Source organism: Klebsiella pneumoniae complex sp. WS1778 (genome assembly GCF_049472055.1).
GTDB lineage: Bacteria > Pseudomonadota > Gammaproteobacteria > Enterobacterales > Enterobacteriaceae > Klebsiella > Klebsiella quasipneumoniae.
Genome location: NZ_JBKGTJ010000007.1, coordinates 65901 through 88939, shown reverse-complemented (window position 1 = coordinate 88939; position 23039 = coordinate 65901). Strand labels below are relative to the sequence as shown.

The following is a 23039-nucleotide window of genomic DNA, read 5'->3' as shown; positions in this document are numbered from 1 at the left end:
AAATCACCGCTTAATAAAGTTCGCCAGCAATTGATGGCCCTGTTCGCTAAGGATGCTTTCCGGATGGAACTGCACGCCCTCGAGATCCCAGTCGCGATGACGAATCCCCATGATCTCACCGCTGGCGCTGCGGGCGGTGACGATAAACTCAGGCGGCAGCGTCGGCGGGTCAATCACCAGCGAATGATAGCGGGTCACCGTCAGAGGATTATTCAACTCCTGAAACACCCCTTCGCCGTTATGCTCGATAAGCGAAGTTTTTCCATGCATCACCTGCGCCGCCCGCACAATGGTCGCGCCAAACGCCTGGGCTATCGCCTGATGCCCGAGGCAGACGCCCAGCAGCGGCGTTTTTCCTGCATAGTGACGGATTACTGAGAGGGAAATCCCCGCTTCATCCGGCGTACAGGGACCGGGCGAAATCACCATCTTCTCCGGCGCCAGCGACGCTATCTCCTCCAGCGTCAACGCATCGTTGCGCCTGACCAGCACTTCCGCCCCCAGTTCGCAAAAGTACTGATACAGATTCCAGGTGAAAGAGTCATAGTTATCGATAAGCAGGATCATAGCGGCTCCGGAACAATCAAACCGGGCTATTCTACTCAGATTCCCGCGCTTCGCTTACCACTTTGCGAAAGATCGCCGCCAGCGGGTCCGGATCGCCCATCGCGTCCTGCTGGCAGGCGGTGCTCCAGGCGGCAGGATCGACGTCACGCCAGTCAAGAAGGTAGCCGGCATGTATCGCCAGCTGTTCAAAGAAAATGCGCTGGGTCAGGCCATTGCCGAGACGAAAAGGGTGCAGCACATTAATTTCACCATAGAACCAGCTCAGGCGTTCGATAAAGGTATCTCGCGGCAGGCCGCAGAGATAATCCTCCTGCTCCAGGGCCTGCATCAGGGCGTTCCCTTCCTCTTCGATGCGGGCAAAGTGACAGAACGGCGTATCGCCCAGGTAGAGGTTCACTTCACGCAGCCTACCCGCCCAGTCAAACAGATCCTGATACAGCTGATGATGAATAGCGCACAGATAGGGTAAGCCGCGCACCCGCGGGCCCAGCGGCAGGGTGGCCGCCCGCAGCGACGTCATCTCCAGGGCAGCCTGCTGCAGAGTGTTGGCCTGGCGGATGCCGAGGCGGTTGCGCAGGACGTTCAGGGCCGGATAGAGGTAAGGATCGCGTTCATCGCCAAATTTATCGCTCATACTCCCTCCGCAGCGTCGCGAGGCGCGCCTGCGCCTCCTCGGCAGTCAGCGTAACCAGTGGCACCGATACGCCTTCGAGGCGACGGCTGGCCTGAAAATTGCTATTACGTGTCTGTTCCCAGAGTCGGGATTTTTGCTTATCGGTGAGTGGACGCATCGTCGCCCCCTTATCGTCCCCTGTGTGCCACAAGTATAAGCATCAATTACAGGTTATGCCGGGAGGCAACCGGCGCGGCGATAGACTACCGCGCCGTGGGAAGATTAGGGCAGCACTTTCGCAGAGAGGATAACAACCGGTTTAGTCGGCACATTCTGGTATGGGCCGACGTTATGGGTCTGAACCTGGGAGATCTTATCCGCAACGTCCATGCCTTTCACTACCTTGCCAAACACCGCATAGCCAAAGTCGCGCTGGCCATGGTCGAGGAAGGCGTTATCCGCCACGTTGATGAAGAACTGGCTGGTGGCGCTATCCTGATCGGCGGTACGCGCCATGGCGATGGTGCCGCGGGTGTTGCGCAGGCCGTTGTCTGCTTCATTTTTGATCGGCGGGTTAGGCTGTTTCTGCTGCATCTGCTCGTTGAAGCCGCCGCCCTGCACCATGAATCCCGGGATCACGCGATGGAAGGTAGTGTTGTTGTAGAAGCCGCTGTTAACGTACTTCAGGAAGTTATCCACGGAAATCGGGGCTTTCTGGCTGTTTAACTCAAGCTCAATGTTACCTGCCGAGGTGGTCAGCAGCACATGCGGATCGCCCTTTGCCGCCATGGCCGGGGAGAACGCTGAAATGGCGAAAACGGCAGCCATCGCCGCCAGTGTTGATTTGAGCATGGAAAATCCTTAACGGAGCAGAATAAAAGCGAGTGCCTTGATTCTAAAGAGCCTTTGCATCCTGGGCCAGCCTTTTACCAAATTTTACTTAGCTGTAATAATTGTAACCGCGCAAACGTTCTCCCTGGCGTCGAAAAAACGTGATTCAAGTCACATTAAAACATGCAAAAGATAACGTATTTCACAATAAACATTTAATTACATCACCTGAACGACTAAAATCTGTCCGCCCGGCGCGGCGTCAACGCGCTTTACCTTTCTATTCACAGGCCAGTCATGACTAACAGCAACCGTATTAAGCTCACATGGATCAGCTTCTTCTCCTACGCCCTGACCGGCGCGTTGGTGATCGTCACCGGGATGGTGATGGGTAACATTGCGGATTATTTCCATCTGCCCGTTTCCAGTATGAGCAACACCTTTACCTTTCTGAACGCCGGTATTCTGATCTCCATCTTCCTCAATGCCTGGCTGATGGAGATCGTGCCGCTGAAAACTCAGCTGCGTTTTGGCTTTATTTTGATGGTGCTGGCGGTGGCCGGCCTGATGCTCAGCCACAGCCTGGCGCTGTTCTCCGCATCAATGTTCGTTCTCGGCCTGGTGAGCGGGATCACCATGTCGATCGGGACCTTCCTGATCACCCATATGTATGAAGGCCGTCAGCGCGGGGCACGTCTGCTGTTTACCGACTCCTTTTTTAGCATGGCGGGAATGATTTTCCCGATGGTCGCCGCGGTCCTGCTGGCGCGCAGCATCGAGTGGTACTGGGTCTACGCCTGTATCGGTCTGGTGTATGTCGCTATTTTCGTCCTGACATTCGGCTGTGACTTCCCGGTACTCGGCAAAAAAGCGCAGAGCGAAAACAGCCAGCCGGTGGTGAAAGAGAAGTGGGGCATCGGCGTGCTGTTCCTCTCCGTCGCGGCGCTGTGCTATATCCTCGGTCAGCTGGGCTTTATCTCCTGGGTACCGGAATATGCCAAGAGCCTTGGCATGAGCCTCGGCGATGCCGGTAAGCTGGTGAGCGATTTCTGGATGTCCTACATGATCGGCATGTGGTCATTCAGCTTTATCCTGCGCTTCTTCGACCTGCAGCGCATCTTAACCGTCCTCGCCGGCCTCGCGACGGTGCTGATGTACCTGTTTATCAATGGTTCGCCGGAGCATATGCCGTGGTTTATTCTGACCCTGGGCTTCTTCTCCAGCGCCATCTACACCTCGATCATTACGCTCGGTTCGCAGCAAACTAAAGTCGCTTCACCAAAGCTGGTGAACTTTATCCTCACCTGCGGCACCATCGGCACCATGCTGACTTTCGTGGTCACCGGCCCGATTGTGGCGGCCAGCGGTCCGCTGGCCGCGCTGCACACCGCTAACGGCCTCTACGCCGTGGTGTTCGTGATGTGCTTTATCCTCGGCTTCGTCTCCCGTCACCGCCAGAACAACGCTCAGGCGGCGTCTCACTAAGCCTTCGGCCCCTTTGCGTCCGCAAGGGGGCTGTTTCTCATAAAAGAAAGCTCCTCGCCACCGCGGTCGGTCTGGATCCAGGTTTGCGCCAGTTGGGTGGTCGCAATCACCCTTCCCTCGCGAATTGACCAGCGCACCGGCACCTGGCAGCGTACCGCCTCAAAGCCATTCTCCGCCGGCAGAATGATTAGGTTAGCCGGATTGCCGCTGACGATGCCGTAATCCGTCAGGCCAAACGTGCGGGCGCTGTTGTCGGTGACAAGCTGCAGGCCGTCGTTAATTTGCTGGTAGCCCATCAGCTGGCAAACGTGGAGCCCCATATGCAGGACCTGCAGCATATTACCGGTCCCCAGCGGGTACCACGGGTCAAAGACATCATCATGACCAAAGCAAACGTTGATCCCCGCCGCCATCAGCTCCTTCACCCGGGTAATGCCTCGTCGCTTCGGGTAGTCGTCAAACCGGCCCTGCAGATGAATATTGACCAGCGGATTGGCGACAAAATTGATGCCGGAGAGCTTAAGCAGGCGGAACAAGCGCGAGGTATAAGCGCCATTATAGGAGTGCATGGCGGTGGTATGGCTGGCCGTCACCCGCGGCCCTATTCCCGCTTTTAACGCCAGCGCGGCAACGGTTTCCACAAAGCGCGACTGTTCATCGTCAATTTCATCGCAGTGAATATCCAGCGGGCGGTCATATTTCCGCGCCAGCCGGAAAGCGATATGCAGCGATTCCACCCCATATTCACGGGTGAACTCAAAGTGCGGGATCGCCCCGACGACATCCGCCCCCAGCTTCAGGGCCTCTTCCAGCAGCGCCTCGCCGTTGGGGTAAGAGAGGATCCCCTCCTGCGGAAAAGCGACAATCTGCAGCTCGACCCATGGCGCCACCTCCTGTTTGACCTCCAGCATCGCCTTCAGCGCCGTCAACGTCGGATCGGAGACATCGACATGGGTACGGACAAACTGCACGCCATTGGCGAGCTGCCACTTGAGGGTTTTCCACGCCCGGGCTTTAACGTCTTCATGGCTGAGCAGCGCTTTCCGCTCCGCCCAGCGCTCAATCCCCTCAAACAGAGTGCCGGACTGGTTCCAGTTTGGCTCGCCGGCCGTCTGGGTGGTATCCAGATGGATATGCGGCTCAATAAAAGGCGGGATCGCCAGCCCGCCGCGAGCGTTCAACACTTCGTAGCTTTCGTCCCGCGCCTCCCCCATCGGCGTGATCTCGCCAAAGCGCCCCTTATCTATCGCTATCTGCCACAGGCCGTCGCGGTCTGCCAGGCGTACGTTCTGAATCAACCAAAGCGGCGCTGCTGTCATATCAACCTCTCCATTCAATACGGCTTGTTTTCTACTCAACCCCAATCGCGACCCACCCAATTCTTGTACACAAAATCAGCAAAAAGGAAAAGCCAGCGTTTTCCACAACTTAGAAAAATACAGACAAATCAATTATATACCCATTAAGTGGTAGGTGAAGTTGTCATTGATTTGCATCAATAAGCCTGATGGCTGAATCGTTAAGGTAGGCGGTAATAGAAAAGAAATCGAGGCAAAAATGAGCAAAGTCAGAATCGCTATTATCGGTAACGGCATGGTTGGCCATCGCTTTATCGAAGAGCTTCTTGATAAGGCGCCTGCCGGACAATTCGACATTACCGTGTTCTGTGAAGAGCCGCGTATCGCCTACGACCGTGTCCACCTGTCGTCTTATTTCTCCCACCATACCGCAGAAGAGCTGTCGCTGGTCCGCGAAGGTTTCTATGAGAAACACGGCGTCAAGGTGCTGGTCGGCGAAAGGGCCATCACCATCAACCGCCAGGAGAAGGTGATCCACTCCAGCGCCGGGCGCACGGTGTTCTACGACAAGCTGATCATGGCGACCGGCTCATACCCCTGGATCCCGCCGATTAAAGGCGCGGAAACCCAGGATTGCTTCGTCTATCGCACCATTGAAGATCTCAACGCCATTGAATCCTGCGCCCGTCGCAGTAAACGCGGCGCGGTGGTCGGCGGCGGTCTGCTCGGCCTCGAAGCCGCAGGCGCGCTGAAAAACCTCGGCGTGGAAACCCATGTTATCGAGTTCGCGCCGATGCTGATGGCCGAGCAGCTCGACCAGATGGGCGGCGAGCAGCTGCGGCGCAAAATTGAAAGCATGGGCGTGAAAGTTCACACCAGTAAAAACACCAAAGAGATCGTTCAGCAGGGCATCGAGGCGCGCAAAACCATGCGCTTCGCCGACGGTAGCGAGCTGCAGGTCGATTTCATCGTCTTCTCTACCGGGATCCGCCCGCGCGATAAACTGGCCACCCAGTGCGGGCTGGCGGTTGCCCAGCGCGGCGGCATCATGGTCAACGATAGCTGCCAGACCTCCGACCCGGATATCTATGCCATCGGCGAATGCGCCAGCTGGAACAACCGCGTGTATGGCCTCGTCGCGCCGGGTTATAAAATGGCCCAGGTGGCCGTCGATCACCTCCTCGGCAGTGAAAACAGCTTCACCGGCGCCGACCTCAGCGCCAAGCTGAAGCTGCTGGGCGTGGACGTGGGCGGCATCGGCGATGCCCACGGCCGCACGCCGGGCGCCCGCAGCTACGTCTATCTTGACGAAAGCAAAGAAGTCTATAAGCGTCTGATCGTCAGCGCCGACAACAAAACCCTGCTCGGCGCGGTGCTGGTCGGCGACACCAGCGACTACGGTAACCTGCTGCAGCTGGTGCTCAACGCCATTGAGCTGCCGGAGAATCCGGATTCGCTGATCCTCCCGGCCCACGCCGGCAGCGGCAAACCGTCGATCGGCGTCGATAAACTGCCGGACAGCGCGCAAATCTGCTCCTGCTTTGACGTCAGCAAAGGCGACCTGATCGCCGCCATTAACAAAGGCTGCCATACCGTCGCGGCGCTGAAAGCGGAAACCAAGGCCGGTACCGGCTGCGGCGGCTGTATCCCGCTGGTCACCCAGGTGCTCAACGCCGAGCTGGCGAAACAGGGCATCGAGGTCAACAACAACCTGTGCGAACACTTCGCTTACTCCCGCCAGGAGCTGTTCCACCTGATCCGCGTGGAAGGCATCAAAACCTTCGACGAACTGCTGGCCAAACACGGCCAGGGCTACGGCTGTGAAGTTTGTAAACCAACCGTCGGCTCCCTGCTGGCCTCCTGCTGGAATGAGTACATCCTCAAGCCTCAGCACACGCCGCTGCAGGACACCAACGACAACTTCCTCGCCAACATCCAGAAAGATGGCACCTACTCGGTCATTCCGCGCTCCGCGGGCGGCGAAATCACCCCGGAAGGGCTGGTCGCCGTGGGCCGTATCGCTCGTGAATTCAATCTGTACACCAAAATCACCGGCTCCCAGCGCATCGGCCTGTTTGGCGCGCAGAAAGACGACCTGCCGGAGATCTGGCGGCAGCTGATTGAAGCGGGCTTCGAAACCGGCCACGCCTACGCTAAAGCGCTGCGGATGGCGAAAACCTGCGTCGGCAGCACCTGGTGCCGCTACGGGGTCGGCGATAGCGTTGGCTTCGGCGTCGAACTGGAAAACCGCTACAAAGGCATCCGCACCCCGCACAAAATGAAGTTCGGCGTCTCCGGCTGTACCCGCGAATGCGCGGAAGCCCAGGGCAAAGACGTCGGGATCATCGCCACCGAGAAAGGCTGGAACCTGTACGTATGCGGTAACGGGGGGATGAAGCCGCGCCATGCCGATCTGCTGGCCGCGGACCTCGATCGCGAGACGCTGATTACGTATCTCGACCGCTTTATGATGTTCTACATCCGCACCGCCGATAAGCTGACCCGCACCGCGCCGTGGCTGGACAACATGGAAGGCGGGATCGACTATCTGCGCAGCGTGATCATCGATGACAAGCTCGGTCTGAACGACCATCTGGAAGAGGAGCTGGCTCGCCTGCGCGCCGCCTTCGCCTGCGAGTGGACCGAGACCGTCAATAACCCGGCGGCGCAGACTCGCTTCAAACACTTTATCAACAGCGACCAGCGCGACCCGAACGTTCAGGTGGTGCCGGAACGTGACCAGCATCGCCCGGCCACGCCGTATGAGCGTATCCCGGTTACTCTGGTGGAGGAAAAAGCATGAGCCAGTGGGTAAACATCTGCAAAATTGACGACATCCTGCCCGCCACCGGCGTCTGCGCCCTGCTCGGTCAGCAGCAGGTGGCGATCTTCCGTCCGTACCATGACGACAGGGTGTTCGCCATCAGCAATATCGATCCATTCTTCAATGCCAGCGTGCTGTCCCGCGGGATTATCGCTGAGCATGACGGCGCCCTGTGGGTTGCCAGTCCGCTGAAAAAGCAGCGCTTTCGCCTGAGCGACGGGCTGTGCATGGAAGATGCCAGCCACTCTATCGCCCGTTTCGACGCCCGGGTAAAAGACGGCCACGTTCAGCTTAAAGCGTGAGTCCCGCTTCCTCCCCCCGGTCACGGGGGGAAATATAAGTAACACTTCTGACCGACAGCGCATGAGTGCGGGATATGTCGCATGTTTTGTATTACCTTTGCTGCTATTCTACGACCACTCACTTTCTACCCCTTATTTTTATGAGGTTATTCTGTGGATCACTTACCCATATTCTGCCAGTTACGCCAGCGAGATTGTTTACTGGTTGGCGGCGGGGATGTCGCCGAACGCAAGGCCCGTCTGCTGTTGGATGCTGGCGCAAACGTCACGGTCAATGCGCTCGACTTTACCCCTCAGTTTCAGGTGTGGGCCGATTCACAGATGCTGACCCTGGTGCAGGGGGAGTTTATCCCCTCGCTGCTGGACAACTGCTGGCTGGCCATCGCCGCTACCGATAATGAAACAGTGAACCAGCAGGTCAGCGACGCAGCCGAAGCGCGGCGTATTTTCTGTAACGTGGTGGATGCCCCGCGCCAGGCCAGCTTTATCATGCCGTCGATCATCGACCGCTCGCCGCTGATGGTCGCCGTCTCCTCGGGCGGGACATCACCGGTGCTGGCGCGCCTGCTGCGCGAGAAGCTGGAGTCAATCTTACCCCTGCATCTTGGTCAGCTGGCCCGCTACGCCGGCCATCTGCGCGCTCGCGTCAAGCAGCAGTTTGCCACCGTAGGCGAACGCCGACGGTTCTGGGAGAAGCTGTTCGTTAACGACCGCCTGGCGCAGTCCCTGGCCAATGATGATCGGCAGGCGGTGGCGGATACCACCGAGCAACTGCTGACCGAGCCGTTAGAGCATCGCGGCGAGGTCGTCCTGGTTGGCGCCGGCCCCGGTGACGCCGGGCTGCTCACGCTCAAAGGCCTGCAGCAGATCCAGCAGGCCGACGTGGTGGTCTATGACCGACTGGTCTCCGACGACATCATGAATCTGGTGCGCCGCGATGCCGACCGGGTGTTCGTTGGCAAGCGCTCAGGCTATCACTGCGTGCCTCAGGAGGAGATCAACCAGATCCTGCTGCGCGAAGCGCAAAAAGGAAGACGCGTGGTCCGGCTGAAAGGCGGCGATCCCTTTATCTTTGGCCGCGGCGGAGAGGAGCTGGAGACCCTCTGCGAGGCGGGCATCCCCTTCTCGGTTGTGCCAGGCATCACCGCCGCCTCCGGCTGCTCCGCCTACTCGGGGATCCCGTTGACCCATCGCGATTTCGCCCAGGGCGTGCGCCTGGTCACCGGCCATCTGAAAACCGGCGGCGAGCTGGACTGGGCGAACCTGGCGGTGGAGAAGCAGACCCTGGTGTTCTACATGGGTCTGAACCAGGCGCCGGCGATCCGCGAGAAGCTTATCGCCCACGGCATGGCGGAAGATATGCCTGCCGCCATCGTCGAGAACGGCACCGCCGTGACGCAAAAAGTGGTCAGCGGCACCTTAGGACAGCTGGATATTCTGGCGCAGCAGATGGCCAGCCCGGCGCTGATCATTGTCGGCCGCGTGGTCGGCCTGCGGGATAAACTTAACTGGTTCTCAAACCACTAACCTTCGCCTCGCGGCGTGAACGACAGGCATAAAAAAGGGCGGGATAATCCCGCCCTGTTTAGCTATTGCGTCGCTTACGGCTTGGCGACAAAGCCAATCGCTTCGTATACCGCTCTCAGGGTTTGAGAAGCCCGCGCGCTGGCCTTTTCTGCACCGTCTTTCATCACCTGATTGAGAAACGCTTCGTCGTTACGGAAACGGTGATAGCGCTCCTGCAGGTCAATCAGCATGCCCGATACCGCTTCGGCGACTTCGCCTTTCAGGTGGCCATACATTTTGCCTTCGAAGTGCTGCTCCAGCTCAGGAATGGTTTTCCCGGTGACCGCGGAGAGGATATCCAGCAGGTTGGAGACGCCCGCTTTCTCTTTCAGGTCGTAGCGCACCACCGGCGGCTCGTCGGAGTCGGTGACCGCACGTTTGATCTTCTTGACCACCGATTTCGGGTCTTCCAGCAGGCCGATGACGTTGTTGCGGTTGTCGTCGGACTTGGACATCTTTTTCGTCGGCTCCAGCAGCGACATCACGCGCGCGCCGGATTTAGGGATAAACGGCTCAGGCACTTTAAAAATATCGCCGTAGATGGCGTTAAAACGCTGGGCGATATCGCGACTCAGTTCAAGGTGCTGTTTCTGATCTTCGCCCACCGGAACCTGGTTGGTCTGGTACAGCAGGATGTCAGCGGCCATCAGTACCGGATAATCAAACAGACCGGCGTTGATGTTCTCCGCGTAGCGCGCGGACTTGTCTTTAAACTGGGTCATGCGGCTCAGTTCGCCGAAATAGGTGTAGCAGTTCAACGCCCAGCCTAACTGGGCGTGTTCCGGCACGTGCGACTGAACGAAGATAGTGCTTTTCTGCGGGTCGATGCCGCAGGCCAGATACAGCGCCAGGGTGTCCAGCGTCGCCTTACGCAGCTGCTGCGGATCCTGGCGCACGGTGATGGCGTGCTGGTCCACGATGCAATAGATGCAGTGGTAATCGTCCTGCATGTTTACCCACTGACGCAGCGCACCCATGTAGTTGCCAATGGTCAGTTCACCTGAGGGCTGTGCGCCACTAAAAACGATGGGCTTAGTCATGTTTCAATTCCTGAGTTTCACTGTGCGGTAACCCGAGAGCGGGTAAGAGTTCATTAAACTGGTCGAAGAGATAGTCCGGCTCGCTCAGCGCAAGCGGTTCGCCATAGTTATAACCGTAGGTCAGGCCAACCGAGCAGCAGCCAGCCGCTTTGGCCGCCTGAATATCATTACGTGAATCGCCGACGAACAGCAGCGCCTCCGGCGTCAGGCCGAGCTTTTGCGCTACCAGCAGCAGCGGTTCCGGATGCGGCTTTTTGTTCTGGACGTCATCGCCGCCGATCACCACGGTAAAATATTTCGCAATATCGAGCGCGTCCAGCAGCGGGGCGACGAACGGCGTCGGCTTATTGGTCACCAACGCCAGCGGCAGACCTTTGCCCTGCAGCGCGCCGAGCGTATCGGCCACTGCCGGAAACAGGAAACTGCCCTCTTCCGCCGCTTCGGCGTAATAGCGGTCAAACAGTTTACGCAAAATGCGCAGCTGTTCGTCTTGCGGAATATCATGATCGTCGACGGAAGGCTTGCCCATCGCCGCACGTAACGTGGCACGCTCCTGGCGAGCCCAGCTCAGCGCCCGCTCCATCAGGACATCGGCGCCGTTGCCGATCCAGGTTACGACGCGTTCTTCTCCCGCCACCGGCAGCTCCAGGGCGTAGAGGGAGTTATCAACGGCGGCGGTCAGACCCGGCGCGCTGTCCACCAGCGTGCCGTCGAGATCAAACGCGATGCCGCGGATCGCCTGTAATTTATCCATGACTCACCTTCGCTAATTCACTACGCATTTGATCAATCACTTTCTTGTAGTCCGGCTGGCCGAAGATCGCCGAACCGGCAACGAACATATCCGCGCCCGCCGCGGCGATTTCGCCGATATTGCTCGCTTTCACCCCGCCATCCACTTCCAGACGGATGTCGTAGCCGGACGCATCGATGCGCTGGCGCACTTCACGTAGTTTATCCAGCGTCTGGGGAATAAAGGACTGGCCGCCAAAGCCCGGGTTAACCGACATCAGCAGGATGACGTCCAGTTTATCCATCACATAATCGAGATAGCTCAGCGGCGTCGCGGGGTTAAACACCAGGCCCGCTTTACAGCCGTGCTCTTTGATAAGCTGCAGGCTGCGGTCGACGTGTTCGGAGGCTTCCGGGTGGAAGGTGATGATGCTGGCGCCAGCTTCGGCAAAATCAGGAATGATGCGGTCGACCGGCTTCACCATCAGGTGGACGTCGATCGGCGCGGTAATACCGTAGTTACGCAGCGACTTCAGCACCATCGGGCCAATCGTCAGGTTCGGCACGTAGTGGTTGTCCATGACGTCGAAGTGCACGACATCCGCACCCGCCGCCAGCGCCTTCGCGGTATCCTCACCCAGACGGGCAAAATCAGCCGACAGAATCGAAGGGGCAATCAAATACTGCTTCATCCGCATCTCCTTGAAATTTATTTGGTCTTAGGCGGACGGTAGAGCGCTAAGAGCTCGTCCACCTTTTTACGCGTACCACCGTTGCTGCTGATGCTGCGCCGAACCTTCACAATATGCGTTTCTGCCGCGTTTTTATACCACTCCTGCGTCAACGGCGTGCGGTGGTTGGAAATCAGCACCGGGATCCGTTTCTTCATCAGCGACTCCGCCTTTTGCGCCAGCAGCACCTGTTGCTCCAGGTTGAAGCTGTTGGTGTGGTAGGCGGTAAAGTTCGCCGTCGCCGTCAACGGCGCATAGGGCGGATCGCAATACACCACCGTGCGGCTATCCGCACGCTGCATGCACTCTTCATAAGATTCGCAGTAAAACTCAGCGTTTTGCGCCTTGTCGGCAAAATGATAGAGCTCAGCCTCGGGGAAATAGGGCTTCTTATAGCGGCCAAACGGCACATTGAACTCGCCGCGCAAATTGTAGCGACACAGGCCGTTGTAACCGTGACGGTTCAGATACAGGAACAGCACCGCGCGACGCAGCGGGTCCTGGCTCTGATTGAACTCATCACGGTACTGGTAGTAGCGCTCAGCGACGTTATTTTCCGGGGTAAACATCTCGCGGGCGGCAGCGACGTACTCGTCGGTGCGCAATTTGACGATGTTGTACAGGCCGATTAAATCACTGTTGATATCCGCGAGGATATAACGAGAAAAGTCGGTATTGAGAAATACCGACCCGGCGCCCACAAAGGGCTCGATTAAGCACTCACCTTCCGGCAAATGCTTTTTAATATCGTCAAGCAGGGGGTACTTCCCCCCTGCCCACTTTAGAAAAGCGCGATTCTTTTTCATGCTGCCTAACTAATTACACGTTCTCCGGCTGTGGAGAAAGCTCCGACAGCATCCTGCGCTTAAGACTACCCCACGGCATTATTTCAGATCAGCCTGAACCTGATGCAGTGGTTTTGCCCATGGATTTTTCGCCTGCACGTCCGGCGGCAGCGAGGTGACCGCGCGTTTCGCTTCATCTTTCGATGAATAGATACCGCTCACCAGCACGTACCACGGTTGGCCGTTACGTGACGTTTCATAGACAACATATCTGTCCAGCTTCTCTTTCTTCGCCCAGTTGTTCAGGTTTTCATAGTTAGAGGAGCTGCTGAGCTGCAGGGTATAGTTACCCGACGGCGCAGATTTCATCGAGCTGACGTCGCCTGCCGTTTTACCGCTCTTCGCCGCCGGCGCTGCCGCGGCCGCCGTTGCGGCTGGCGCAGCAGTGGTGGTGGTTGCTGGTGCTGCAGGTTTACTCTGCGCGGTGGCTACCGGTTTGCTTTCCGCGACGGTCGTTTTCGCCGGGGCAGTGGTCGCCGCGCTTTCAACATGCTTCGGCTGAACCGGCTTCGTTTCTACCGGCGCTTTTGCCACCGCCTGTGGTTTCGGCTGCGGCTTCGCTTCGATGACGGTGTGCTTACGCTCAGCAGGACGCGGCGTTGCCGCCGTCTGACGTTCGGTCGTCTGGCGCGGCGCCGCGGTGCCACTGGCGCCATTACGGATCGGCGCGACGGTTGCCGGTTCAGTTGGCAGCGTCGAGTTAGCTACGGCGCCGTCCAGCTGGCCCTGCTGCTGGGTCAACGCATTATTCAGATCGCCCTGAACTTCAACGCGCTGCTGGCCCTGCGGCTCTGCCGCGGCCTGGCCCTGGGTCGGGTTCGCGGCAATAGGCGGTACCGTGACGTCCTGCTGGGTGGTGGTATTGGCGGCAGTCTGATCCTGGCCGGCAGCTGGCGTGCTGGTGGACTGGTCGTCAGACAGATTAATGCTCTTCTCGCCGGAAGCGGTCTGCTGGCTGGAAGAAGATGGCGATTTCAGCGCGGAACCGATACCCACGATTAACAGCAACAGTACCAGAATGCCCACGCCCATCATGATGTACTGGCGGGAAGCGGGTTTCGCCGGCGCTTTTTTACGCTTACGCGGACGACGCTCTACAGGCTGCTCTTCGAGCATCTCCTCATCTTCCGCATCCAGTTCTTCTTCGAATTCTTCCTCTTCACGCTCACGACGGGCCTTGCCGGCGCGCGTCGGACGGCCTTCATCGGCATCAAGATCGACATCGTCAAAATTGATCTGCGGATCGGCATCACGCTCGGAAGACTGACGGGAACGACCAGCACGACGATCGTTGCGATCGGCTTTCATATCGTCTTCTGGTTTGAAATCATCCATTTAACACCCCACTAAAAGGCTTATGCTCACGATTATTGCACATCACCCGAAATGATAACGCCGCGCGAACGCGGCCAGACCTTCTTATTGTTGCGCCTGCTGAGTGTCAGCAATCGCGCCAAGAACCACATCGTGCGGCACTCCGCCGCGCAGCTCGCTGCTTCCTATTGCGAGCGGGAGCACCAGCCGCATTTCGCCAGCCAGTACTTTCTTATCGCGCATCATATGGGGCAAATACGCCTGCGCACGCATTTCCTGCGGGCCGCGTACCGGTAAGCCTGCACGCTTGAGCAGATCGATAAGGCGCTGAGTATCCTGCGCGCGGAACTGCCCCAGCCGTTCGGACGTATGCGCCGCCATCACCATACCTGCCGCCACCGCTTCGCCGTGCAGCCAGTTACCGTAGCCCATTTCCGCTTCGATAGCATGGCCGAAGGTATGTCCAAGATTGAGTAAAGCACGTAACCCGGTTTCACGCTCGTCGGCAGCCACAACTTCCGCTTTCAGCTCACAGCAGCGGCGAATGCAGTACGCCATGGCCTTTTCATCCAACGCCAGCAAGGCATCAATGTTGTTTTCCAGCCAGCTGAAGAAGGCGCCATCGAGGATCACCCCATACTTAATGACCTCAGCCAGTCCGGAAGCGAGTTCGCGCTTCGGCAGCGTCTTCAGACAGTTAAGATCAACCACCACGGAAACCGGCTGCCAGAAGGCGCCAATCATGTTTTTGCCGAGAGGGTGGTTCACTGCGGTTTTGCCGCCGACCGACGAGTCGACCTGCGACAGCAGGGTGGTAGGGACCTGGATAAAACGCACGCCGCGCTGATAGCTTGCCGCGGCGAAACCGGTTAAATCACCGATAACACCGCCGCCGAGCGCCACCAGCGTGGTGTCGCGGCCATGGGGTTTTTGCAACAGCGCGGTAAATACGGTATCCATCACCGCCAGGCTTTTATACTGCTCGCCGTCGGGCAGGACTACGCTGTCAACGTTGACCCCTGCCTGCTCAAGCGCAGAGCGGACGGTATCCAGATAAAGCGGCGCCAGCGTTTCGTTGGTGACCAGCATAGCCTGGTCGCCCGACTTAAGTGGCAGGAAGGAAGCTGGATCGTTGAACAAACCAGCCGCGATGGTAATCGGGTAACTACGTTCCCCGAGGGTAACAGTAAGCCTCTCCATAACGCGACATCCACCTCAGTGACTTTTACTCTGACGCACTTTTATTAAGCCAGAATCAGTTGCTTTCCAGCATGTGAATAATCTGGTTCGCGACGACTTTCGCACTCTGATCGTCTGTGCGGATAGTCACATCGGCGATCTCTTCATACAGCGGGTTACGCTCGTCAGCCAGCGCTTCCAGTACTTCACGAGGCGGCGCATCGACTTGTAGCAAAGGACGCTTTTTATCGCGCTGCGTACGGGCCAACTGCTTCTCGATCGTTGTTTCCAGGTAGACCACCACGCCGCGGGCGGAGAGACGGTTACGCGTTTCACGGGATTTTACAGAGCCGCCGCCAGTCGCCAGCACAATTCCCTGTTTTTCCGTCAACTCATTGATAATTTTTTCTTCACGGTCGCGGAAGCCTTCTTCGCCTTCAACATCGAAGACCCAGCCCACATCAGCGCCAGTGCGTTTCTCAATCTCTTGATCGGAATCGTAAAATTCCATGTTGAGCTGTTGGGCTAACTGGCGCCCAATAGTGCTTTTGCCGGCACCCATAGGCCCAACCAGAAAGATATTGCGTTTCTCTGCCATTTTTTCGGTACTACTAAGACTATTCGTTAATGATAAACCCGCTTCGCAGACACCCAGCGCCGCAGGGCATGAACTGAAACCTCATATGCAATAGAGCGAGAGTCAGACTAAAAATTATCTCAATACTCCGGCTGGTTTGGCAACTGAATAAAATCGCCGGACAATAAAGGGAGGATTGATGTCGTACCCGACTCTCAAATCGGTACCCCTTGTATGCTAAATCCGTCCTCACGTCAAACACCTGAAACGTGTTTAGCATGAAAAACCTGCTTAACGTACTGCCAGAATCCGTGGCGTAATAAAGACAACCAGTTCACGGCGTTCATTATCTTTCCCGTCGCGGCGAAACAGACGTCCCAGCACCGGGATATCGCCAAGCAGCGGGACGCTGTCGCGGGCGGTTTTGTTTTTCTGCGAAAAGATGCCGCCCAACGCCAGGGTCTCGCCGCTGCGGACTTCCACCAGGGTCTCGATCTCCTGTTTATCAATGGCCAGCGCCTCGCCGTTATCCTGCTTCAGCACCTGGCCTGGCGTGTTCTCGCTTATTCGCAGCTTCAACCGCACTCTCCCCTGCTGCAGCACCGTCGGCGTCACCTCCATGCCCAGCACCGCCTCTTTAAACTCCACCGACGTGGCGCCGCTTTCACCGCTGGAGACCTGATAGGGGATCTCGCTCCCCTGCTTGATGCTGGCGGGCTGCATATGAGAGGCGAGCAAACGAGGACTGGCGATAATCTCGACCTGCTGCTTGCGCTCCAGCGCGGAAAGCTCCAGCTCAAGCAAGCGCCCGTTAATTTTGCCGATGTTAAAGCCTGCGCGGGTGCTGGCGTCGTTGACTGACAGATCGCTGCTTAGGGTGGTAATGCGCCCGGATCCTGGCGTGCTTTCAGCCTCCGCCAGCCGCCATTTCACCCCCAGTTCACGCAGGCTGGTTTCGCTCATTGACACGATATGGGCGGCCAGCTCCACCTGTCCGACCGGCAGATCCATCTCCTGCGCCCAGGCCTTCAGCGCCGGTAGATGGCGGTCATCATCGCGGATCAGCAGCCGATTGGTCCGCTTGTCCGCCATCAGGTTTCCCCGGGCGCTAAGCAACTTACCGCCGCTTTTAGCCAGCTCCTCGGCATCGGCATAGTGCAGGGTCACGCTCTCCGCCCGCAGCGGCAGATTCTGCAGACGTTTCGCCTGTTCCGCTTCGCGCTGCGCCAGGTTGGCCTTTTGCCAGGCCTGCGTATGTGCGTAGATGACCGTCCCCTGCTGTTGCAAAGAGAGGCCTGCGCTATCCGCCACTGCCCGCAGCGCCTGGGTCCAGGGAACCTTCTGCAGGCGCAGGGAGAGCGTGCCGCTGACGTCCGGTGCGACAACGAGATTCTTCTGGTTCATTTCGGCCAGGGCTTGCAGCACCTGGGCCACTGGCGCGTCGTCAACGACCAGCGAAACCGGCTTATCATTTCGCGCGGCGACCACCGCCAGCGGTAGCAGCAAAAGCAGGCTTATCCATCGCATCATCTTGTTTTCCTTTACGTTGCCAGCGCCACGCTGGCGGTTCACATCCCGGAGGCGTGACGATGTCCAGTTCACTGTCCGTCAGCCGGTTCACCCGCCAGCCCGTGGGCAATTGCTCATCCAGGCGCACCCGTCGCCACGTGCCGCTTCCGTCCTGCAAAAAACCCATCCAGCCTGCACCATCGCCGGCCGCGCCGCCATAACGCCATTGCGACAGCTGCGCCGCGCGGCAGGGATCCTCAACCGGCTGAAAAGGATCGCGCTCGACCGCCAGCAGCGACAGCGGCAACCACAGCAAAACCCAGCATTTACCGACCATCTTCCGCCTCCAGCTGCAGCCGCATGCGCAGCGCCTGCCCCTCGCGCTCCAGCGAGAACGAACGCGGGTTCATCCCGCTGCGCGCCAGCCATGAAAACAGAGCGGGTACCGTCGGCCAGGAGAGAGCCAGCTCCATCTCGCCGCCGCTCCCCTGCGGATGCCAGGCGATTAGCTTCGCCCCGGCGAGCGGAATGGCTATGGGCGAGAACGGCTGCTTGTCGATGCGCTCCCCGGCTCTTTCACCGTCAGGGATGCGCAGCGCCATGATCCGCCGCCACTGCGTTTGCAGAGCGCCATCGCGGGACAGCGCCGCCAGCGGCGGCTGGGCATCGCGCCAGAGCGCCACGCCGCCCCCCGTCAGCCCCATCGCGAGCAGGATCAGCAGCCCCGCCCGGGTGCGCAGGGTATTAATCCTCATCGGCGCGCGCTCCCGACAGGGTGAAACTGAACCGCCAGCGCCCCTCGGCGTCGCGCTGCGTTCCGCCGGCTTTAGCCGGCGCGAATCCCGTGACGCTGGCCAGAGAAGCCTCCACTCCAGCCAGCGCCTGCAGGTTGAGGGCCAGGCCATCCAGCGTCAGGCGCGCCCCCTGGTACTCCAGCCGCGTCAGCCATGCCTGAGCAGGCAGGTCCGCCGCGAGCGCCATTAGTCGGGGTTGCCAGGCGGCGATCGTCGATCTGCGCTGGTGCTGCTCGCGCTGGCGTTGATGCTGCTGCCACGCTTCGCGCATCGCCTGTTCACGTTGTTTGAGCGAGGCGAGCAGCGCTGCGTCGGCCGTCGCGTGGAGCCTCGCCAGGGCGTCGCGCTGTAGACCAGCCGTTCGCCCCACCAGCAGGGTCATCCCCGCCAGCAGCACGATACCGATGGCTAACAACAGGGTGTAGCGCAGGCGCTGGCGGCGACGCAGGTCACGCCAGGGGAGAAGATTAACGACATGCGTCATGGCGCCCGCCCCCCAGCGCCAGCCCAAGGGCAATGGCGTAGCGATCGCCGTCGGCTGGCAGCGGAGGCTGCCGGCGGTGAACCACCTGCCAGACATCAAAACGACTGGCCTCGTCGCCCGCGTCAGCGCACAAGCGCAGAGGAACCTGAAGCTGCCCCGCCAGCTGGCTCAAGGACCCTATCGCATCGCAGGCGTCACAGCCCCAGGCCTCATGGGTCGCCCATAGCCAGTGCTTTTCATCCCGCCACGCCAGGCCTTGCTCTGCTGCCGTCACCCAGGGGAAAAAAGCGCCGAGCGCACTGGCATCCGGTACGATGGCAGCTACCCGCAGGCGCAGCCGCCCTGCCAGCTCCCGCAGAACATTGATATCCAGCCGCTGCGCCGCCGTAACCTGCCAGCCGTCATTTCGCGAGGTGGGCGCATAATCAATACAGAGAGAGGAGGCGGGCATCGCCAGCTGCTGGGTCATGGCGCTGGCTATCCACGTCGCCTGTTCCCGCTCTCGCAGGGCGAACTGGGGATAAGGCACGCGTTTTTGCAGCGTGCGAGCTGCGGGGAAGGCGATATTGATCTGATGCTGTACCGGTAGCTCCCGCCGCCAGGCGGCCAGCCGTGAGCCGAGGGCGCTGACGTCCGCCACCATCCCCTGCCGCACCAGGCCTGGCGGCAGCGGAATGCGCCACCAGCGGCGCAGCGCCCAGTGTGAGCGCTCAAACAGTAGCGCGACAATGGCAATGCTATCTTGTTGGATATGCATTCCGATCCGCCAGTTTCTGAAAGCCATGCTTACGATCTCCTTATCCGGCAAAACTGTCCGGCTATATCAATGCACCTGGCTTGCCTTTATACTACCGCGCGTTTGTTTATAAACTGCCCAAATAAAACTAAATGGGAAAACACCGGTGAAGTTCGTAAAGTATCTATTGATCCTTGCAGTCTGTTGCGTACTGCTGGGAGCAGGCTCGATTTTTGGCCTCTACAAATACATAGAGCCGCAACTCCCCGACGTCGCAACCCTGAAGGATGTGCGTTTGCAGATCCCGATGCAGGTCTATAGCGCCGACGGTGAGCTTATTGCGCAGTACGGCGAAAAGCGCCGTATCCCTGTCACGTTGCAGCAAATTCCCCCCGAGCTGGTGAAAGCGTTTATCGCTACCGAAGACAGTCGTTTCTATGAGCATCACGGCGTCGATCCGGTGGGTATTTTCCGCGCCGCCAGCGTGGCGATGTTTTCAGGCCACGCCTCGCAGGGCGCCAGCACCATCACCCAGCAGTTAGCGCGTAACTTCTTCCTCAGCCCCGAGAAGACGTTGATGCGTAAGATTAAAGAGGCCTTTCTGGCTATCCGCATCGAGCAGCTGCTGAACAAAGATGAAATCCTTGAGCTGTACCTGAACAAGATTTACCTCGGCTACCGCGCCTATGGCGTCGGCGCCGCGGCGCAGGTCTATTTTGGCAAACCTATCGACCAGCTGACCCTCAGCGAAATGGCGGTGATTGCCGGTCTGCCGAAAGCCCCGTCCACTTTTAACCCGCTCTATTCGATGGATCGCGCCACAGCCCGGCGCAACGTGGTGCTGTCGCGTATGCTGAGCGAGGGGTACATCACCCAGGCGCAATACGATGAGGCGCGCAGCGAACCCATCGACGCCAGCTACCACGCGCCGAAAATCGCCTTCTCCGCGCCCTATCTGAGCGAAATGGTGCGCCAGGAGATGGTGAATCGCTACGGCGAGCAGGCCTACGAAGATGGCTACCGGGTGTACACCACGATTACCCGCAAAAACCAGCAGGCGGCCCAGCAGGCGGTCCGCAATAACGTGCTGGATTACGATATGCGTCACGGCTACCGCGGCCCGGCCAGCGTGCTGTGGAAGGTCGGCGAAACGCCGTGGGAGGCGAAAAAGATCGTTGACGCCCTGAAGCGCCAGCCTGGCTTTGGCCCGCTTTCTCCTGCGGTGGTCACCTCCGCGAATGCCCAGGAGGCTGTCGCGCTGTTGGCTAACGGCGACTCCGTTTCGCTGACGATGGACGGCGTGCGCTGGGCTCGCCGCTTTATCTCCGATACGCAGCAGGGGGCAACCCCGCGTAAAGTCAACGACGTCGTGCAGGCCGGGCAGCAGATCTGGGTTCGCAAAGTGGGAGACAGCTGGTGGCTGTCGCAGGTCCCGGACGTCAACTCGGCATTGGTCTCCATTAACCCGCAAAACGGCGCGATTATCGCCCTTGTCGGTGGGTTTGACTTTAACCAGAGCAAGTTCAACCGCGCCACTCAGGCGCTGCGCCAGGTCGGCTCCAACATCAAGCCATTCCTCTACACGGCTGCGATGGATAAAGGCTTAACTCTGGCAAGCATGCTCAACGATGTGCCAATCTCGCGCTGGGACGCCGGAGCCGGTTCCGACTGGCGGCCGAAAAACTCGCCGCCGCAGTATGCCGGTCCGATTCGTTTACGCCAGGGCCTGGGGCAGTCGAAAAACGTGGTCATGGTGCGCGCCATGCGCGCCATGGGCGTTGACTATGCCGCCGAGTATTTGCAGCGCTTTGGCTTCCCGGCGCAAAACATTGTCCACACCGAATCACTGGCGCTGGGCTCCGCCTCCTTTACGCCTCTGCAGGTCGCCCGCGGTTATTCGGTGATGGCCAACGGCGGCTTCCTGGTGAACCCGTTCTTTATCAGTAAGATTGAGAACGATCAGGGCGGGGTCCTCTTCGAAGAGCGTCCGAAAATCGCCTGCCCGCAGTGTGATTTACCGGTGATTTACGGCGATACGCCAAAATCCAACGTGCTGGAAAACAAAGATGTGGAAGATGTCGCCACCTCGACGGAACCGCAGAATGGCACCGTGCCGCCGCAGCCGCAGCTGGAGCAGGCCAATCAGTCACTGGTGGCGCAGAGCGGCGCCCAGGAATACGCGCCGCATGTGATCAACACCCCGCTGGCCTTCCTGATCAAGAGCGCGCTGAACAGCAACATCTTTGGCGAACCGGGCTGGATGGGAACCGGCTGGCGCGCCGGACGTGACCTGCAGCGGCATGACATCGGCGGCAAAACCGGGACCACCAACAGCTCGAAGGACGCCTGGTTCTCAGGCTACGGACCGGGCGTGGTGACCTCGGTTTGGATCGGCTTTGACGATCATCGTCGCGATCTTGGCCGGACCACCGCATCGGGGGCGATTAAAGATCAGATCTCCGGCTACGAAGGCGGCGCCAAAAGCGCCCAGCCGGCCTGGGACAGCTTTATGAAGAGCGTGCTGGAAGGCGTTCCGGAAGAGCCATTAACGCCGCCGCCGGGAATCGTCACGGTGAATATCGATCGCAGCACCGGTCAGCTGGCGAACGGTGGCAACAGCCGGGCGGAATACTTTATTGAGGGTACCCAGCCCACGCAGCAGGCGGTCCATGAGGTGGGCACCACCCTGACTGACGGCGGCGGTGAAACCCACGAGCTGTTCTGACAAAAAAAGCGCCTGCGGGCGCTTTTTTATTGCTGCTTAGCGTAAACGCTCGTTCAGAGTCGGCCCTGGGCCTGCAACCATTCCCGCACTAAAAACAGCGCACTAACGTTGCGGGCCTCGTTAAAATCTTCTTCATCCAGCAGCGACATCAACTGCGCCAGCGGCCAGCGCACCTGCGGCAGCGGCTCGGGCTCATCGCCCGGCAGCGACTCCGGATAGAGATCTTCCGCCACCAGGATGTTCATTTTGCTGGAGAAGTAAGAGGGAGCCATACTGAGCTTCTTCAGAAACGTCAGCTTATTGGCGCCGAAGCCAACCTCTTCTTTCAGCTCGCGATTGGCCGCTTCATCCACGGTTTCACCCGGATCAATCAGCCCTTTGGAGAAGCCCAGTTCGTAGGATTCCGTCCCGACGGCATACTCGCGAATCAAAATAATATGATCATCAACAATCGGCACAATCATCACCGCTTCGCGGGTGGAAGGCCGCATACGTTCATAAACGCGACGCACACCGTTGCTGAATTCCAGATCGACGCTTTCGACATTAAAGAGGCGCGAACGGGCGACAGTTTCAACATTGAGAATGGTGGGTTTTTGTAATGATTTGCTCATTGTCATCGGTCTATGCTGTGATTAAGCAGTCATTGTGCGATACGCAACACGCTTTCGGCAATCCAAATCGCTACTTATTTACAGAGTTGTAACCTTTTCCCTGCAAAGGGAAAAGTAATAAAGATAAAAAAGTCAATAGCTTGAATTCTCTTTGAGAATTTACCGATTTCTGGCCTTTAACGTTTTTGGTAAGCTAATAGGCTGCTGCATGACATATTTACTACCCTGCAAGCAGGTGCGCCGCTAACACTGCAGCTTGACGTTAGTCTTCAC

General features: G+C 58.7%; 23 protein-coding genes. 5 read left to right on the top strand and 18 right to left on the bottom strand.

Going from position 1 to position 23039, the window contains the following annotated elements; all coding sequences use genetic code 11:
* Positions 1-3 precede the first annotated feature (3 nt).
* The 4 genes from pabA to ppiA all read right to left on the bottom strand — a co-directional run bounded on the left by pabA (position 4) and on the right by ppiA (position 2032).
* Entirely contained in the window at positions 4-567 is a 564-nt protein-coding gene (gene pabA / locus ACLEXF_RS23055) for an aminodeoxychorismate synthase component 2 (RefSeq protein ID WP_004202196.1), read from the bottom strand.
* Between the two features lie 31 nt (positions 568-598).
* Complete coding sequence (locus ACLEXF_RS23050; RefSeq protein ID WP_407259570.1) at positions 599-1201, bottom strand: putative adenosine monophosphate-protein transferase Fic; 603 nt, start codon at positions 1199-1201, stop codon at positions 599-601.
* Positions 1191-1358 carry a YhfG family protein gene (locus ACLEXF_RS23045; protein ID WP_004202194.1) on the bottom strand — a complete coding sequence of 56 codons (168 nt, stop codon included), beginning with the start codon at positions 1356-1358 and terminating at the stop codon, positions 1191-1193. The genes ACLEXF_RS23050 and ACLEXF_RS23045 overlap by 11 nt, the downstream gene beginning before the upstream one ends.
* Before the next feature lie 104 nt (positions 1359-1462).
* Complete coding sequence (gene ppiA, locus ACLEXF_RS23040; protein ID WP_002920238.1) at positions 1463-2032, bottom strand: peptidylprolyl isomerase A; 570 nt, start codon at positions 2030-2032, stop codon at positions 1463-1465.
* Positions 2033-2308: 276 nt separating this feature from the next.
* Here ppiA and tsgA point away from each other — a divergent pair, with 276 nt between their 5' ends.
* Positions 2309-3496 (top strand): MFS transporter TsgA, encoded by a 1188-nt coding sequence (gene tsgA, locus ACLEXF_RS23035; protein WP_004202192.1) that lies wholly within the window; start codon positions 2309-2311, stop codon positions 3494-3496.
* On the opposite strand, the gene ACLEXF_RS23030 is transcribed toward tsgA, so the two are convergent.
* Entirely contained in the window at positions 3493-4815 is a 1323-nt protein-coding gene (locus ACLEXF_RS23030; protein ID WP_407259569.1) for a cytosine deaminase, read from the bottom strand. The two genes, tsgA and ACLEXF_RS23030, sit on opposite strands and share 4 nt — an antisense overlap.
* A gap of 238 nt (positions 4816-5053) precedes the next feature.
* Here ACLEXF_RS23030 and nirB point away from each other — a divergent pair, with 238 nt between their 5' ends.
* From nirB to cysG, 3 genes are all read left to right on the top strand, one after another.
* Positions 5054-7597: a nitrite reductase large subunit NirB gene (gene nirB / locus ACLEXF_RS23025; protein ID WP_017899950.1), complete on the top strand. Its 2544-nt coding sequence runs from the start codon at positions 5054-5056 to the stop codon at positions 7595-7597.
* Positions 7594-7920: a nitrite reductase small subunit NirD gene (nirD, locus tag ACLEXF_RS23020; RefSeq protein WP_004202186.1), complete on the top strand. Its 327-nt coding sequence runs from the start codon at positions 7594-7596 to the stop codon at positions 7918-7920. The genes nirB and nirD overlap by 4 nt, the downstream gene beginning before the upstream one ends.
* A gap of 153 nt (positions 7921-8073) precedes the next feature.
* Positions 8074-9447: a siroheme synthase CysG gene (gene cysG / locus ACLEXF_RS23015; RefSeq protein WP_004202185.1), complete on the top strand. Its 1374-nt coding sequence runs from the start codon at positions 8074-8076 to the stop codon at positions 9445-9447.
* A 74-nt stretch (positions 9448-9521) separates the two neighbouring features.
* Here cysG and trpS read toward each other — a convergent pair whose 3' ends face one another.
* From trpS to ACLEXF_RS22955, 12 genes are all read right to left on the bottom strand, one after another.
* Positions 9522-10526: a tryptophan--tRNA ligase gene (gene trpS, locus ACLEXF_RS23010; RefSeq protein ID WP_017899952.1), complete on the bottom strand. Its 1005-nt coding sequence runs from the start codon at positions 10524-10526 to the stop codon at positions 9522-9524.
* Positions 10519-11280: a phosphoglycolate phosphatase gene (gene gph / locus ACLEXF_RS23005; RefSeq protein ID WP_108433224.1), complete on the bottom strand. Its 762-nt coding sequence runs from the start codon at positions 11278-11280 to the stop codon at positions 10519-10521. The genes trpS and gph overlap by 8 nt, the downstream gene beginning before the upstream one ends.
* A complete protein-coding gene (gene rpe / locus ACLEXF_RS23000) occupies positions 11273-11950 on the bottom strand; it encodes a ribulose-phosphate 3-epimerase (protein WP_004202179.1) in 678 nt (225 codons plus the stop codon). The genes gph and rpe overlap by 8 nt, the downstream gene beginning before the upstream one ends.
* Before the next feature lie 17 nt (positions 11951-11967).
* Positions 11968-12795, bottom strand: a complete 828-nt coding sequence (gene dam / locus ACLEXF_RS22995) for an adenine-specific DNA-methyltransferase (RefSeq protein ID WP_004202178.1) — start codon at positions 12793-12795, stop codon at positions 11968-11970.
* Positions 12796-12873: 78 nt separating this feature from the next.
* A complete protein-coding gene (gene damX / locus ACLEXF_RS22990) occupies positions 12874-14169 on the bottom strand; it encodes a cell division protein DamX (protein ID WP_004202177.1) in 1296 nt (431 codons plus the stop codon).
* 84 nt (positions 14170-14253) lie between these two features.
* On the bottom strand, positions 14254-15348 hold the full coding sequence (gene aroB / locus ACLEXF_RS22985) for a 3-dehydroquinate synthase (RefSeq protein ID WP_004202175.1): 1095 nt from the start codon (positions 15346-15348) through the stop codon (positions 14254-14256).
* A 55-nt stretch (positions 15349-15403) separates the two neighbouring features.
* Entirely contained in the window at positions 15404-15925 is a 522-nt protein-coding gene (gene aroK, locus ACLEXF_RS22980; RefSeq protein ID WP_002920267.1) for a shikimate kinase AroK, read from the bottom strand.
* A gap of 270 nt (positions 15926-16195) precedes the next feature.
* Positions 16196-17434: a DNA uptake porin HofQ gene (hofQ, locus tag ACLEXF_RS22975; RefSeq protein WP_108433223.1), complete on the bottom strand. Its 1239-nt coding sequence runs from the start codon at positions 17432-17434 to the stop codon at positions 16196-16198.
* Positions 17373-17750 carry a HofP DNA utilization family protein gene (locus tag ACLEXF_RS22970; protein ID WP_064183551.1) on the bottom strand — a complete coding sequence of 126 codons (378 nt, stop codon included), beginning with the start codon at positions 17748-17750 and terminating at the stop codon, positions 17373-17375. The genes hofQ and ACLEXF_RS22970 overlap by 62 nt, the downstream gene beginning before the upstream one ends.
* The gene (locus ACLEXF_RS22965) at positions 17740-18168 is read right to left on the bottom strand and encodes a hypothetical protein (protein WP_043522605.1); all 429 of its coding nucleotides are present in this window, start codon (positions 18166-18168) and stop codon (positions 17740-17742) included. Before ACLEXF_RS22965 ends, ACLEXF_RS22970 begins: the two co-directional genes overlap by 11 nt.
* Positions 18158-18691 carry a PilN domain-containing protein gene (locus tag ACLEXF_RS22960; RefSeq protein ID WP_048295662.1) on the bottom strand — a complete coding sequence of 178 codons (534 nt, stop codon included), beginning with the start codon at positions 18689-18691 and terminating at the stop codon, positions 18158-18160. The genes ACLEXF_RS22965 and ACLEXF_RS22960 overlap by 11 nt, the downstream gene beginning before the upstream one ends.
* Positions 18675-19475 (bottom strand): hypothetical protein, encoded by an 801-nt coding sequence (locus ACLEXF_RS22955; protein WP_004202166.1) that lies wholly within the window; start codon positions 19473-19475, stop codon positions 18675-18677. Before ACLEXF_RS22955 ends, ACLEXF_RS22960 begins: the two co-directional genes overlap by 17 nt.
* 118 nt (positions 19476-19593) lie before the next feature.
* On the opposite strand from ACLEXF_RS22955, the gene mrcA reads away from it, so the two are divergent.
* The gene (gene mrcA / locus ACLEXF_RS22950) at positions 19594-22152 is read left to right on the top strand and encodes a peptidoglycan glycosyltransferase/peptidoglycan DD-transpeptidase MrcA (RefSeq protein ID WP_023319249.1); all 2559 of its coding nucleotides are present in this window, start codon (positions 19594-19596) and stop codon (positions 22150-22152) included.
* A 53-nt stretch (positions 22153-22205) separates the two neighbouring features.
* On the opposite strand, the gene nudE is transcribed toward mrcA, so the two are convergent.
* A complete protein-coding gene (gene nudE / locus ACLEXF_RS22945) occupies positions 22206-22766 on the bottom strand; it encodes an ADP compounds hydrolase NudE (protein WP_004202164.1) in 561 nt (186 codons plus the stop codon).
* Between the last annotated feature and the right edge of the window lie 273 nt (positions 22767-23039).